Annotated in this window: 13 protein-coding genes; 10 read left to right on the top strand and 3 right to left on the bottom strand. The window is 64.4% G+C overall.

Annotated elements, in window-relative coordinates; all coding sequences use genetic code 11:
* Positions 1-134: 134 nt before the first annotated feature.
* On the bottom strand, positions 135-911 hold the full coding sequence (locus PKKP23_RS30395; protein WP_017776103.1) for an enoyl-CoA hydratase: 777 nt from the start codon (positions 909-911) through the stop codon (positions 135-137).
* Positions 912-1,047: 136 nt separating this feature from the next.
* Between PKKP23_RS30395 and paaN the strand changes: the two genes are divergently transcribed.
* From paaN to paaK, 5 genes are all read left to right on the top strand, one after another.
* Positions 1,048-2,757, top strand: coding sequence for a phenylacetic acid degradation protein PaaN (gene paaN / locus PKKP23_RS30400; protein ID WP_126879658.1), 1,710 nt, complete (start codon positions 1,048-1,050; stop codon positions 2,755-2,757).
* A 102-nt stretch (positions 2,758-2,859) separates the two neighbouring features.
* On the top strand, positions 2,860-4,062 hold the full coding sequence (gene pcaF / locus PKKP23_RS30405; RefSeq protein ID WP_126879623.1) for a 3-oxoadipyl-CoA thiolase: 1,203 nt from the start codon (positions 2,860-2,862) through the stop codon (positions 4,060-4,062).
* Positions 4,063-4,110: 48 nt separating this feature from the next.
* Positions 4,111-4,902, top strand: a complete 792-nt coding sequence (gene paaG / locus PKKP23_RS30410) for a 2-(1,2-epoxy-1,2-dihydrophenyl)acetyl-CoA isomerase PaaG (protein ID WP_126879624.1) — start codon at positions 4,111-4,113, stop codon at positions 4,900-4,902.
* A 1-nt stretch (position 4,903) separates the two neighbouring features.
* Positions 4,904-5,365, top strand: coding sequence for a hydroxyphenylacetyl-CoA thioesterase PaaI (paaI, locus tag PKKP23_RS30415; RefSeq protein ID WP_126879625.1), 462 nt, complete (start codon positions 4,904-4,906; stop codon positions 5,363-5,365).
* Between the two features lie 115 nt (positions 5,366-5,480).
* Positions 5,481-6,785 (top strand): phenylacetate--CoA ligase PaaK, encoded by a 1,305-nt coding sequence (gene paaK, locus PKKP23_RS30420; RefSeq protein WP_017776108.1) that lies wholly within the window; start codon positions 5,481-5,483, stop codon positions 6,783-6,785.
* A 69-nt stretch (positions 6,786-6,854) separates the two neighbouring features.
* On the opposite strand, the gene mltA is transcribed toward paaK, so the two are convergent.
* Together mltA and apaG are read right to left on the bottom strand one after the other, a co-directional pair.
* Positions 6,855-8,105 carry a murein transglycosylase A gene (gene mltA / locus PKKP23_RS30425; RefSeq protein ID WP_126879626.1) on the bottom strand — a complete coding sequence of 417 codons (1,251 nt, stop codon included), beginning with the start codon at positions 8,103-8,105 and terminating at the stop codon, positions 6,855-6,857.
* A gap of 96 nt (positions 8,106-8,201) precedes the next feature.
* Positions 8,202-8,576: a Co2+/Mg2+ efflux protein ApaG gene (gene apaG / locus PKKP23_RS30430; RefSeq protein WP_017776111.1), complete on the bottom strand. Its 375-nt coding sequence runs from the start codon at positions 8,574-8,576 to the stop codon at positions 8,202-8,204.
* 336 nt (positions 8,577-8,912) lie between these two features.
* Here apaG and rpe point away from each other — a divergent pair, with 336 nt between their 5' ends.
* The 5 genes from rpe to trpD all read left to right on the top strand — a co-directional run bounded on the left by rpe (position 8,913) and on the right by trpD (position 13,928).
* Positions 8,913-9,602, top strand: coding sequence for a ribulose-phosphate 3-epimerase (gene rpe / locus PKKP23_RS30440; protein ID WP_126879627.1), 690 nt, complete (start codon positions 8,913-8,915; stop codon positions 9,600-9,602).
* The gene (locus tag PKKP23_RS30445; RefSeq protein ID WP_126879628.1) at positions 9,602-10,306 is read left to right on the top strand and encodes a phosphoglycolate phosphatase; all 705 of its coding nucleotides are present in this window, start codon (positions 9,602-9,604) and stop codon (positions 10,304-10,306) included. Before rpe ends, PKKP23_RS30445 begins: the two co-directional genes overlap by 1 nt.
* A gap of 472 nt (positions 10,307-10,778) precedes the next feature.
* Positions 10,779-12,272, top strand: coding sequence for an anthranilate synthase component I (gene trpE, locus PKKP23_RS30450; protein ID WP_126879629.1), 1,494 nt, complete (start codon positions 10,779-10,781; stop codon positions 12,270-12,272).
* 13 nt (positions 12,273-12,285) lie between these two features.
* Positions 12,286-12,879, top strand: coding sequence for an aminodeoxychorismate/anthranilate synthase component II (locus PKKP23_RS30455; protein ID WP_017776115.1), 594 nt, complete (start codon positions 12,286-12,288; stop codon positions 12,877-12,879).
* Between the two features lie 17 nt (positions 12,880-12,896).
* Positions 12,897-13,928 (top strand): anthranilate phosphoribosyltransferase, encoded by a 1,032-nt coding sequence (trpD, locus tag PKKP23_RS30460; RefSeq protein ID WP_026121724.1) that lies wholly within the window; start codon positions 12,897-12,899, stop codon positions 13,926-13,928.

Here is a 13,928-nt window from a genome sequence, read left to right on the forward strand (position 1 = left end):
TTCACCACCATCGCCCGGAACGCCACGCCACGCGGGCCTTCCCGTCTCCCCGCGCCCCGCTTCCCGGAGCGCGAAAGAGCGAAATTCTAGTCACCTCCCGCGCCCGTGGCAAGCAGTTTTTTTAGGCGGCACCTTTAACGGTGTTTGAACACCGGCTTGCGCTTCTCCACGAACGCCGCCATGCCTTCCTTCTGGTCTTCTGTCGCGAACAACGAATGGAAAAGCCGGCGTTCGAAGTGAACGCCTTCGGCCAGCGTCGTCTCGTATGCCCGATTGACCGACTCCTTCACCATCATCACAGCCTGCAAAGGCATTTCCGCGATCGTCGTTGCCGCCGCCATCGCCTCGTCGATCAACGACGCAGCTGGAATCACCCGCGATACAAGGCCTGCCCGCTCCGCCTCTTCAGCATCCATGAAGCGTGCCGTGAGGCACATGTCCATCGCCTTTGCCTTCGACACAGCGCGCGGCAAGCGCTGTGTGCCGCCCGCACCCGGCATGATGCCCAGCTTGATCTCCGGTTGCCCGAACTTCGCCGTATCAGCAGCAAAAATGATGTCGCACATCATCGCCAGCTCGCACCCGCCGCCAAGCGCAAAACCCGCCACAGCCGCAATGATCGGCTTGCGGATCGATCGCACGCTCTCCCAGTTTCGCGTGATGTAGTCGCCTTTGTAGACGTCCATGAAGCTATACGTGGCCATCATGCCGATGTCCGCACCGGCCGCGAATGCTTTCTCGCTACCCGTCACCACGATCGCGCCAATGCCTTCGTCCGCATCGAAAGTGCGCAGCGCCTCGCCCAGTTCATCCATGAGCGCGTCGTTGAGTGCGTTCAATGCCTTAGGTCGATTCAACGTAACGAGACCCACCCTGCCGCGGGTTTCCACCAGGATGTTTTCGTATGCCATGCGTCCTCCGTTTTCAAAGTGACGCGCGAACAAAACGTTTCGCGCAGAAATTTGATTGATGCTAACATTTGCCAACCAACCGGTCGGTCAATTAATTGACACGGACTCATCTAACGCCTATCTTCTTTCGCCCGCCATGACACACCCGCTCTTCAGCAGACACGAAGCCACGCTTCAAAAGGCGCTGACCGCCATCGGGACACGCGGCTACTGGAGTCCGTTCGCCGAAATGCCCAGCCCCAAAGTGTACGGGGAAACGGCGAGCGCGGACGGTGAAGCGGCATTCAAGGCCCACCTGAATCGGGCCTTCCCGCTGGACCAGCCCTCGACGGGCGATACCGTCGGCAGCGAAGCTTCTCCATTCGGTTTTGCCCTCGGTATTCGTTACCCCCGTTCCGAGCCGGACCAGTTGATCGCAGCGGCCGCCAGCGCACAGAAGAGCTGGCGCGATGCAGGCCCGACGGCATGGGTCGGAGTGAGCCTCGAAATTCTCGTCCGGCTGAATCGCGCAAGCTTCGAAATCGCTCATAGCGTCATGCATACGACCGGGCAAGCCTTCATGATGGCGTTCCAGGCGGGCGGCCCCCACGCACAGGACCGTGCGCTCGAAGCGGTCGCATACGCGTGGGACCAGCTGCGCCGCATTCCGGCCACCGCCTACTGGGAAAAGCCACAAGGCAAGAACCCGCCGCTCGCGATGCACAAGCGCTATACGATCGTCCCGCGCGGCACGGGTCTTGTCCTCGGCTGCTGCACGTTTCCGACCTGGAACGGCTACCCAGGCCTGTTCGCCGACCTGGCGACTGGCAACACGGTCATCGTCAAGCCCCATCCCGGCGCGATTCTGCCGCTCGCCATCACCGTACGCATCGCGCGCGACGTGCTGCGCGAAGCGGGCTTCGACCCAAATGTCGTCACGCTGCTCGCCACGGCTCCCGACGATGGCGCGCTCGTCCAGGCGCTGGCTCAACGCCCCGAAATCAAACTGATCGACTTCACGGGCAGCACGCAAAACGGCGCATGGCTCGAGCGGCACGCGCCGCAAGCACACGTCTTCACCGAGAAGGCCGGTGTCAACCAGGTCGTGATCGATTCAGTCGACGACATCAAGACAGCCACGCGCAACATCGCCTTCTCGCTCGCGCTTTACTCCGGTCAGATGTGTACGGCGCCCCAAAACATTTACATCCCGCGCAACGGCATCCGGACCGCCGAGGGAACGTTGAGCTTCGACGACGCGGCCGCTGCGATAACGTCGGCCGTCGAGAAGCTCGTTGCCGATCCCACGCGGGCGGTCGAGGTGCTGGGCGCCATCCAGAACGAGGGTGTCAAGCGCCGCATCGATGAAGCGCGCAAGCTCGGCCGTTTGTTGGTGGACAGCCGAGCGCTCGAACATCCTCAGTTTCCCGAAGCCCGCGTCTGCACGCCGCTCGTCATTCAGCTCGATGCGGCAAAGGACGCCGCAACGTTCACCCACGAATGGTTCGGGCCCATCGCGTTCGTCATCGCCACCGACTCCACCGCGCAGTCGCTCGAAATGGCGGGGTCCATTGCACGCGATCACGGCGCGTTGACGCTCTCCGTATACAGCACCGACGACGCCGTGATCGAAGCAGCGCAAGAGGCTTCGATCGAAGGCGGCGTTGCTCTCTCGATCAATCTGACGGGCGGCGTATTCGTCAACCAGTCTGCGGCGTTCTCGGATTTCCACGGCACCGGGGCCAATCCCGCCGCCAACGCCGCCCTGACCGACGCGGCTTTCGTCGCGAACCGATTCCGCGTCGTTCAAAGCCGGGTTCATGTTGAGCCCAAAGCACCAACTGCGGAAGTCGGCAAGACGGCATAGGCCATCCGGCCGAATAGCCCGCGCGCTACGGGCTCCCTAATATGAACGAGCCGACGAACGGGCGCCCTGCCCGGTTCGCGCTCACGCAGGAATGAACCCACGATGACCGACGCCTTCATCTGCGACGCAATCCGCACACCGTTTGGCCGCTATGGCGGCGCCCTCAAGGACGTGCGCGCCGACGACCTCGCTGCCGTGCCCATCAAGGCGCTCATCGCGCGCAATCCCGGCGTGGCATGGCAAACAATCGACGACGTACTGTACGGCTGCGCCAACCAGGCCGGCGAAGACAACCGGAACGTCGCGCGCATGGCAGCGCTGCTCGCCGGCCTGCCGGCCGATGTGCCCGGCGGCACGCTGAACCGGCTCTGCGGGTCGGGCCTCGACGCCGTGGGCAGCGCCGCCCGAGCCATCAAGGCAGGCGAGGCACAACTCATGATTGCGGGTGGCGTAGAAAGCATGACCCGCGCGCCTTTCGTGATGGGCAAGGCTGCGTCGGCCTTTGCCCGCGAAGCAAAGATCTACGACACGACCATCGGCTGGCGCTTCGTCAATGAGTGGATGAAACGCGAATATGGCGTCGACTCCATGCCCGAAACCGCCGAAAACGTGGCGGTGCAGTTCGGCATCAGTCGCGCCGACCAGGACGCCTTCGCACTACGCAGCCAGCAAAAGGCCGCACGCGCCCAACAAGACGGCATGCTCGCCGAAGAAATCGTCCCGGTCGAAATCGCGCAGAAAAAGGACGACCCGATACGCGTGAGCCTGGATGAACACCTACGCAGCACGACGCTGGAAGCGCTTGCCAAACTGAAAGGCGTCGTCCGGCCCGACGGCACGGTAACGGCCGGCAACGCGTCGGGCGTGAACGACGGCGCGTGTGCATTGCTGCTCGCCAGCGCCAAGGCCGCCGACCAGTACGGGTTGCGCCGCCGCGCGCGGGTGATCGGTATGGCGACGGCCGGTGTGGCGCCGCGCATCATGGGCATCGGCCCCGCGCCCGCCACCAAGAAGCTGCTCGCCCAAACCGGGCTCTCGCTCGATCAATTCGACGTCATCGAACTCAACGAAGCCTTTGCGTCGCAGGGTCTCGCCGTATTGCGCCTTCTCGGCCTTCGCGATGACGATCCCCGTGTCAATCCAAACGGCGGGGCGATTGCGCTGGGTCATCCGCTCGGGGCATCAGGCGCGCGGCTCGTCACCACCGCCCTTCACCAGCTGGAACGCACGGCGGGCCGCTTCGCGCTCTGCACCATGTGCATCGGCGTCGGTCAGGGCATTGCGCTTGCCATCGAACGCATTTAACGGCACCAGGACGCCACAGCCAACGCAGCGGAGACAAGGAGGCAACCGATGTCCTACGAAGCGATCCGCGTCGAATTCGACGCATCCACGCACGTTGCAACGCTCACACTGAACCGGCCGGACAAGCTCAACAGTTTTACGCGGGCTATGCATCGCGAAGTGACAGGCGCGCTCGACGAAGTGATGGGTGCCAACGCTCGCGCACTCATTCTGACGGGCGCGGGCCGCGCGTTCTGTGCCGGGCAGGATCTCGCCGATCTGGACTTCACGCCCGGCGCCATGACCGACCTCGGCGCCCTGATCGAAGAGCACTTCAACCCGCTCGTGAAAAAGATCCAGTCACTCCCGATGCCCGTCGTCGCTGCCGTCAACGGAACCGCCGCCGGCGCCGGCGCGAACCTCGCGCTCGCTTGCGACATCGTGCTGGCCGCAAGATGCGCAAGCTTCATCCAGGCATTCGTGAAAATCGGCCTCGTACCGGACTCGGGCGGCACCTGGTTTCTGCCACAGCGGGTCGGCATGGCGCGCGCGCTCGGGCTCGCCATGACGGGCGAGCGCCTCGGCGCCGAAAAGGCCGAAAGCTGGGGACTCATCTGGCAAGCCGTCGACGACGCCGATTTGCCGTCCGCGGCCATTCGCCTGGCCACAGAACTTGCCCAACAGCCCACGCGTGCCATCGTCGCCACGAGGCAGGCCATGCGGCAAGGCTCGGGGCATACCCTCGAGCAGCAACTGGACCTGGAACGCGACCTGCAGCGCGAACTGGGGAACTCGCACGACTACATGGAAGGCGTACAAGCCTTCATGGAAAAACGCGCGCCGCGCTTCCAGGGCCGCTGATATGTCCTCAATTCATTACCCGCACCCGCCCATGACGCCCGACGAACTCGCCCTCGCCACCGCCCAGTCGATGTACGAAGCCGACGCATGCAGCCGCGCGCTCGGCCTCGAATTGCTGGAAGTACGAGCCGGCTACGCGCGCATGCGCATGACCGTGCGGCCCGACTTCCTCAATGGACATCGCATCTGCCACGGCGGCCTCATCTTCACGCTCGCCGACTCTACCTTTGCGTTCGCCTGCAACTCGTACAACATCAGCACAGTCGCGTCTGGCTGTTCGATTGAATTCCTGCGGCCTGTGCAACCCGACGAAGTCCTGACCGCCGAAGCAACGGAACAGGTGCTGAACGGACGCACGGGCATCTACGACATTCGCGTGACGAACCGCGCGGGCGAAACCGTCGCGATGTTTCGCGGCAAGTCCGCACAGATTCGCGGCCAGGTCATACCGGTTCCCGAATAACGCAGCGAGGCCGAACCGAATCAGCCCATCCAGGCCCGCCGCACACAACGGGCCCTGTGCTGATTGTTTCGCCGCACGAGCCGCCTACTATTCATAAAGCACCCAGGAGACATCGATGACTACCCCGCTGCCGCTCGACCCCATTGAAACGGCGAGCCGCGACGAACTCGCCGCATTGCAGCTGTCGCGGCTGAAATGGTCGCTCGCGCACGCCTACGAAAACTCGCCGGTGTACCGGCGCAAGTTTGACGAAGCAGGGGTACACCCCGCGGAGCTCAAAACGCTCGCCGACCTCGCGCGCTTTCCGTTCACGACCAAGCAGGATCTGCGGGACAACTACCCGTTCGGGATGTTCGCGGTGCCTCAGGATCAGATCGCGCGAATTCATGCATCGTCGGGCACCACCGGCAAACCGACCGTAGTCGGCTATACGGCGCGCGATATCGATACCTGGGCCGGACTCGTCGCCCGTTCGATCCGCGCGGCAGGCGCTCGGCGCGGCGACAAGGTGCACGTGAGTTACGGCTACGGGCTCTTCACAGGCGGCCTCGGCGCACACTACGGTGCCGAACGTGCGGGCCTCACGGTCATTCCGTTTGGCGGCGGCCAGACCGAAAAGCAGGTGCAGCTGATTCAGGACTTCAAACCCGACATCATCATGGTGACGCCGAGCTACATGCTCTCCATCGCCGACGAACTCGAACGGCAAGGCGTGGACCCGGCGAAATGTTCGCTGCGCATCGGCATCTTCGGCGCCGAGCCTTGGACCAACGACATGCGCAAGGCCATTGAAGAACGCATGGGCATCGAGGCCGTGGACATCTACGGCCTATCGGAAGTCATTGGGCCGGGCGTTGCGTCGGAATGTGTCGAAACCAAGGATGGCCCGACGATCTGGGAAGACCATTTCTACCCCGAGATCATCGACCCGGAAACAGGCGAAGTGCTGCCCGAAGGCGAATTCGGCGAACTCGTCTTCACCTCGCTCACCAAGGAAGCGCTGCCCATCGTCCGTTACCGCACGCGCGACCTCACTCGTCTACTTCCCGGCACCGCGCGCACCATGCGCCGCATGGAGAAGATCACGGGCCGCTCGGACGACATGATGATCATCCGCGGCGTCAACGTATTCCCGACGCAGATCGAGGAACTGCTGTTGAAGCAGCACGCGCTCGCGCCGTATTACCAGATCGTGCTGACCAAGGAAGGGCCGCTCGACGTCATGACGGTCAACGTCGAGCCGTGCCCCGAGACTGCGCCCGACTCCACCGTTCTGCGAGCTGCAAAAGAAGCGCTCACCTACGACATCAAGGCGTTGATCGGCGTGAGCGCGGTGGTCAACGTGCTAGCCGTGAATGGAATCGAGCGCTCGGTTGGAAAGGCGCGGCGCGTAGTGGATAAACGGCACGCCAGCCGCTGAGTGAACCGGCAGACCGGCCGGTGGTGGCCGGTGGTGGTGCAGGCACGGGAAGCGGCAAGCCGCCGGGCTTTACCGCGCCGCCACCGCCGCAGCATCCGCGTTGGGAAACAGCAGCCACATCCTGCCCGTCTGCTTCATCCTGCCGGCCAGGTCGCCGGCCTCGTCGCCAAGGCCCCAGAAGTAGTCGGCCCGCACGCCGCCTTTGATTGCCGTACCCGTGTCCTGCGCAAACACGAGGCGGTTCAGCGGCGCGTTGGTCATGGGCCGCGTGGTCTGAAGAAACACCGGTGTGCCGAGCGGGATAGACGAGGGGTCCACCGCAATGGAGCGCTCCGGTGTGAGCGGCACGCCGAGCGCACCCACCGGACCATCGGCACCGCCCTGCGCCATGCCTTCGGCCGAAGGCATCTCGCGGAAAAATACGAAGCGCGGATTGGTATCGAGCAGCGCATCGACGCGAGACGGATTCGCGCGCGCCCAGGCCTTGATGCCCTGCATGGTGGCCTGCGCGGGCGTGATCTCGCCGCGGTCCAACAGCCAGCGTCCAATGGACTTGTACGGCTGGTTGTTCGTGCCGCCGTAGCCCACGCGCATCACGCTGCCGTCTTCCATCACGATTCGACCGGAGCCCTGCACCTGCAGGAAGAACGCTTCGATGGGGTCGTCGACCCACACCAGTTCGTTGCCGTTCAGGATGCCCGAGCGCTCGAGTTGCGCGCGCGACGGCAGCGCAGCACCCGGCCGCACGCTCGCGGGCCAGCGGTAGAGCGCCGTCTGGTACACGCCGTGACGCGTACGCGAGCCGCGCAGCAGTGGTTCGTAGTAGCCAGTCACGAGACCATCGAGCGTGCCGTCGTTGTTCGAAAACTGGAACGGCGTGAAATACGTTTCGAAGAATTTGCGGGCGGTCGTCACGTCGAGATCGTCGATCTGCGCTGCGGCGGCGCAGACGCGTTGCCAGCGCGAATCGCGCGCGAGCCGCGTGCAGTTCTGCCGCAGCGCAGCCGTCACGCCGATCAGCGAATCGTCCTCCCAGCCTGCCACCTGTTGCCAGGCCACGGGCGTGAGGCGCGTCGCCGCAATCTGGCCGGGGACGATCGCGGCGCCCGTGGGCGGTGCCGTCTTCAGCGGCGGACGCCCGCCGCACGAGGCCAGCAAGACCGCGATCGAAACCGCGCCGGCCCACTGCGCGGCACGCTGGGCAAACCGCATACAATGCCTGCTCTTGATGGAAGCCGCCATGTCCGATCTGTTCGACGAATACCCCATGCTCGTTTTCGCGCTGGAGTCGCTCCTCGCGCTGTTCCTCTTGATCTTCATCGTTGTCTGGACCGCGTCGGGCAAGAAGAAGCATAAGCGCGCCGAGCGCGACAAACCACGCAACTAGTCGGCACGCTGCGCGATCCGGATCGCACTTCAGTGCAACGTGCGCGGCATGCGCAGTACAAATTCCGGAACGGTCGCGTCGAACCGTTCACCATCTTCCGCCACGCAGAAGTACTCTCCGCGCATCGTGCCCACAGGCGTGGCGATCACGGCCCAGCTCGTGTATTCGAACTGCTCGCCAGCCTTGAGCAGCGGCTGCTGCCCGACCACGCCAAGCCCCTTCACTTCCTGCACGTGATTGTCGCTGTCGGTGATCACCCAGTGGCGCGCAATCAACTGGGCCGTCACCTGTCCCGTGTTGCGGATGGTGAGCGTGTAAGCGAACGCGTACTGGCGGCGATCCGGGTCCGACTCTTCGGGAAGGTAGCGCACCTGCGCCGATACGCTGAATTCGTACTGGCTCATCCTGATTCCGGTGTGGTGAAGAAGCCGGGAGCGTGCCCGGCGCCGCCTGCCGCAACGTCTTGGCGGGACTGGCCCGACGGGCTGCGGCGGCAGATTCGATCTGGTTTCGCATTCTGCTTGATGCCGCCACGCCCCGCAACCGGACAAAACAGCGGGCAGAACGGCGAGATAAGCGCGGCAGGCAAGGCCAGCGGCATTTCTACCGCGCTCACCGCCGCGGCCCGCCACGATCCACCACGGTCCGTCGCCGCCGAGGCACGTCCGCCCTCCTTCCCTGCCCCGCCGCCCGCGCAACGGTAAAATGACGCCTTTCGATTCGCCCTTTCCCATCACGTCATGACGCAATTCCGCATCGCTCCCAGCATCCTGTCCGCAGACTTCGCGCGGCTCGGCGAAGAAGTCCGCAACGTTGTCGCCGCCGGCGCCGACTGGATTCACTTCGACGTGATGGACAACCACTACGTGCCCAACCTGACGATCGGCCCGCTCGTGTGCGAGGCAATTCGCCCGCACGTCCAGGTGCCGATCGACGTGCATCTGATGGTGCGTCCCGTCGACCGCATCGTGCCCGACTTCGCCAAGGCCGGCGCGAATCTGATCAGCTTCCATCCCGAAGGTTCGGACCACATCGACCGCACGCTCTCGCTGATCCGCGATCACGGCTGCAAGGCGGGCCTCGTGTTCAACCCGGCCACGCCGCTCAACTACCTCGACCACGTGATGGACCGGGTCGACCTCGTGCTGATCATGTCGGTGAACCCGGGCTTCGGCGGCCAGTCGTTCATTCCCGAAGCGCTCAACAAGCTGCGCGAGGCACGCCGCCGCATCGACGCCTATCGCGACAAGACCGGCCGCGAGATTCACCTCGAGGTGGACGGCGGCGTGAAGGTGGACAACATCGCGGAAATCGCGGCAGCCGGAGCGGACACCTTCGTGGCCGGCTCGGCGATCTTCGGCAAGCCCGACTACCGCGCCGTCATCGACGACATGCGCGGCGCGCTCGCCACCGTGAAGCACGGCCAGTAATGCGCGCGCCTACCTTCACGGCGCCGCGCATCGAAGCCGCGATCATCGACCTCGACGGCACGATGGTCGATACGGCCGACGACTTCGCCGCGGGCCTCAACGGCATGCTGGCGCAGCTCGACGCGGAAGAAACCTCGCGCGAGGAAGTGGTCGGCTACGTCGGCAAGGGCTCGGAGCATCTGATTCGCAGCGTGCTCGCGCCGCGCTTCGCCGAAGACGAAGCGCAAAGCCGCTTCGACGAAGCTCTCGCGCTCTACCAGGACGAGTACGCACGCATCAACGGCCGTTACACGCGGCTCTATCCCGAAGTGGAAGCGGGCCTTGTCGCGATGCGCGACGCTGGCCTGAAGCTCGCCTGCGTGACCAACAAGCCGCACCGTTTCGCCATCGAACTGCTGCGGCAATATGGCCTCTTCGACTACTTCAGCGTGATCCTGGGCGGCGACAGCGTGGCGCGTAAAAAGCCCGATCCGCTGCCCATGCTGACGGCGTGCACCGCGCTCGGCGTGGCGCCGCAGGTCGCGGTGGCTATCGGCGACTCGGAAAACGATGCGCTCGCGGGCCGGGCGGCCGGCATGGCGACGCTCACCGTGCCCTACGGCTACAACCATGGCCAGCCTGTACACAAAATCGATTCGGATGGTATAGTCGCCACGTTGCTCGACGCCGCCAAGGCGATCGCGGCGCACAATTCACCGACTTGAACAGTCCTTCCTCATGTTTCTGAATAAAAAACGGAGTCTGAGCAGCATCGACCGGGGAGCATGGCCCTGGCGTCGCTGGTCGCACTAACCTCTGCTGAGGTACGCTGAAGCTCGTCTTCGGCGCTGTTTTTTACTTCGTTGCGCGTTCCATCCAGCCTTAGTCGTACAGAGGTCTTCCACACCTCGGGCTGCGCTGGACGCCAGTCCCCTCGCGTTATCCAACTTGTCGTCGTAGTCCCTTCCGGCCGTTCGGGTCATTGCCAGGCCCTTGCAGGCTGTGCGTGCTGCGCGAGCGTGTACCCTACCCGGTATGCCGCGCGCCGCGCCGGAACGGGATCGCGCCGATGAGTCGGAGAATCGCTGGGACTGCCCGCAGCGCAGGTTCCGCAGGCAAAACGCCCGCCCCACGCCGGCAACGCAACGCCCCAGACCAGGCCCGTCGACCGGCCGCCAGTATGAACAGGATCGGAACATGACCGAACTCGAATTCCAGTCTCTCGCCAACGAGGGCTACAACCGCATTCCGCTCATCGCCGAGGCGCTCGCCGACCTCGAAACGCCGCTCTCGCTCTACCTGAAGCTCGCGCAGGCCGAACGCGCCGGCGCCAATTCGTTCCTGCTCGAATCGGTGGTGGGCGGCGAGCGCTTCGGGCGCTACTCGTTCATCGGCCTGCCCGCGCGCACGCTTGTACGCACGCGCAACGGCGTGTCGGAAGTGGTGCGCGACGGCGAGGTTGTCGAAACGCACGAAGGCGATCCGCTCGAATTCATCGCGGCGTTCCAGGCGCGCTTCAAGGTAGCGCAGCGTCCGGGCCTGCCGCGCTTCTGCGGCGGCCTTGCAGGCTACTTCGGCTACGACGCCGTGCGCTACATCGAGAAGAAGCTGGCCCACACGGCACCGCCGGACGACCTCGGCATGCCCGACATCCAGCTGCTGCTCACCGAGGAAGTGGCCGTCATCGACAACCTCGCGGGCAAGCTCTACCTGATCGTCTACGCCGATCCCGCCACGCCGGAGGCTTACACGAAGGCGAAGCAGCGCCTGCGTGACCTGCGCCAGCGGTTGCGCACCACGGTTCAGCCGCCCGTGACGTCGGCGAGCGTGCGCACCGAAACTTATCGCGAGTTCAAGAAAGACGACTATCTGGCCGCCGTGCGCAAGGCCAAGGAATACATCGCAGCCGGCGAACTGATGCAGGTGCAGGTCGGCCAGCGTCTCACCAAGCCGTATCGCGACAACCCGCTTTCGCTGTACCGCGCGCTGCGTTCGCTGAATCCGTCGCCGTACATGTACTACTACAACTTCGGCGACTTCCACGTGGTGGGCGCGTCGCCGGAAATTCTCGTGCGCCAGGAAAAGCGCGGCGAAGACCAGATCGTTACGATCCGGCCGCTCGCGGGCACGCGTCCGCGCGGTAACACACCCGAGCGTGACGCCGAACTCGCCACCGAACTGCTCAACGACCCGAAGGAAATCGCCGAGCACGTCATGCTGATCGACCTCGCGCGCAACGACGTGGGCCGCATTGCGCAGATCGGCTCCGTGGCCGTGACCGACAAGATGGTGATCGAAAAGTACTCGCACGTGCAGCACATCGTGAGTTCGGTGGAAGGCAAGCTCAAGCCCGGCATGACGAACTTCGACGTACTGCGCGCCACGTTCCCGGCCGGCACGCTTTCGGGCGCGCCGAAGGTGCGCGCGATGGAACTGATCGACGAACTCGAGCCCGTGAAGCGCGGTCTGTACGGTGGCGCCGTGGGCTACCTGTCGTTCAGCGGCGAGATGGATCTCGCCATCGCCATCCGCACCGGGCTCATCCGCAACGGCAATCTGTACGTGCAGGCCGCGGCGGGCATCGTCGCGGATTCCGTGCCCGAGTCCGAATGGCAAGAGACCGAGAACAAGGCCCGCGCGGTACTGCGCGCGGCGGAGCAGGTGCAGGACGGCCTCGACAGCGACTTCTGACCGGAGACAGACCATGTTGCTCATGATCGACAACTACGACTCGTTCACCTATAACCTGGTCCAGTACTTCGGCGAACTCGGCGAAGACGTGCGGACCTACCGCAACGACGAAATCACGCTCGACGAAATCGCGCAGCTCAACCCCGAGCGCATCTGCCTTTCGCCGGGCCCGAGCAATCCGCAGCACGCCGGCATCACGCTCGACGTCCTGCGTCACTTCAGCGGCCGCATTCCGATTCTCGGCGTGTGCCTTGGCCACCAGGCCATCGGCGAAGCGTTCGGCGGTCGCGTAGTGCGCGCGAAAACCATCATGCACGGCAAGGTGAGCCAGATCGAAACCGACTGCAAAGGCGTGTTCGCCGACCTGCCGCGCCACTTCAACGTGACGCGTTATCACTCGCTCGCCATCGAGCGCGATACGCTGCCCGACTGTCTCGAAATCTCGGCCTGGACCGAAGACGGCGAAATCATGGGCGTGCGCCACAAGACGCTGCCCGTGGAAGGCGTGCAGTTCCACCCGGAATCGATTCTGTCGGAGCACGGCCACGCGCTGCTCGAGAACTTCCTGAAGCAGTCGAAACGCGTAGCAGCAGAGCAAGGTGCGTGATGAAGAGCGGAGCAGACATCATGATCACCCCACAGGAAGCGCTTCAGCGCACCATCGAACACCGCGAGATTTTTCACGACGAGATGCTGCACCTGATGCGGCTCATCATGCGCGGCGAGCTGTCGCCGGTGATGACGTCGGCCATTCTCACGGGCCTGCGCGTCAAGAAGGAAACCATCGGTGAGATCACCGCGGCCGCCACCGTGATGCGCGAGTTTTCGAATCGCGTGAACGTGCCCGATAGCGACAACTTCGTCGATATCGTCGGCACCGGCGGCGACGGCTCGCACACGTTCAACATTTCCACGGCGACCATGTTCGTGACGGCTGCCGCAGGCGGGCGTGTGGCGAAGCACGGCAACCGCGGCGTGTCGAGCAAGTCGGGCAGCGCGGACGTACTCGAAGCGCTCGGCGTGAACATCGACCTGCAACCGGACCAGGTAGCGGCCTCCATCGCCGAAACGGGCATGGGCTTCATGTTCGCGCCCAACCACCATCCCGCGATGAAGAACGTCGCGCCGGTGCGCCGCGAACTCGGCGTGCGCACCATCTTCAACATTCTTGGCCCGCTCACGAATCCGGCCGGCGCGCCGAATCAGCTGATGGGCGTGTTCCACCCGGACCTCGTCGGCATCCAGGTACGCGTCATGCAACGCCTCGGCGCGAAGCACGTGCTCGTGGTGTACGGCAAGGACGGCATGGACGAGGTCTCGCTCGGCGCGGCTACGCTCGTGGGTGAATTGCGCGACGACGAAGTGCACGAGTACGAGATCCACCCCGAGGACTTCGGCATGCAGATGGTGTCGAACCGCACGCTGAAGGTGGCCGACGCAAACGAGTCGAAGACGCTGCTGCTCGAAGCGCTCGACAACAAGCCGGGCGTCGCGCGCGAGATCGTGGTGCTGAACGCGGGCACGGCGCTCTATTCGGCGAACGTGGCGGCGTCAATTGCGGACGGCATCCAGGTGGCGCGCGAAGCGATTGCGAGCGGCCGCGCGCGGGCCAAAGTGGACGAACTGGTACGTTTCACGCAGCAATTCAAGCGTTAA

Origin of the sequence: Paraburkholderia kururiensis JCM 10599 = LMG 19447 (genome assembly GCF_003986935.1) — a bacterium.
In the GTDB taxonomy this organism is placed as follows: domain Bacteria; phylum Pseudomonadota; class Gammaproteobacteria; order Burkholderiales; family Burkholderiaceae; genus Paraburkholderia; species Paraburkholderia kururiensis.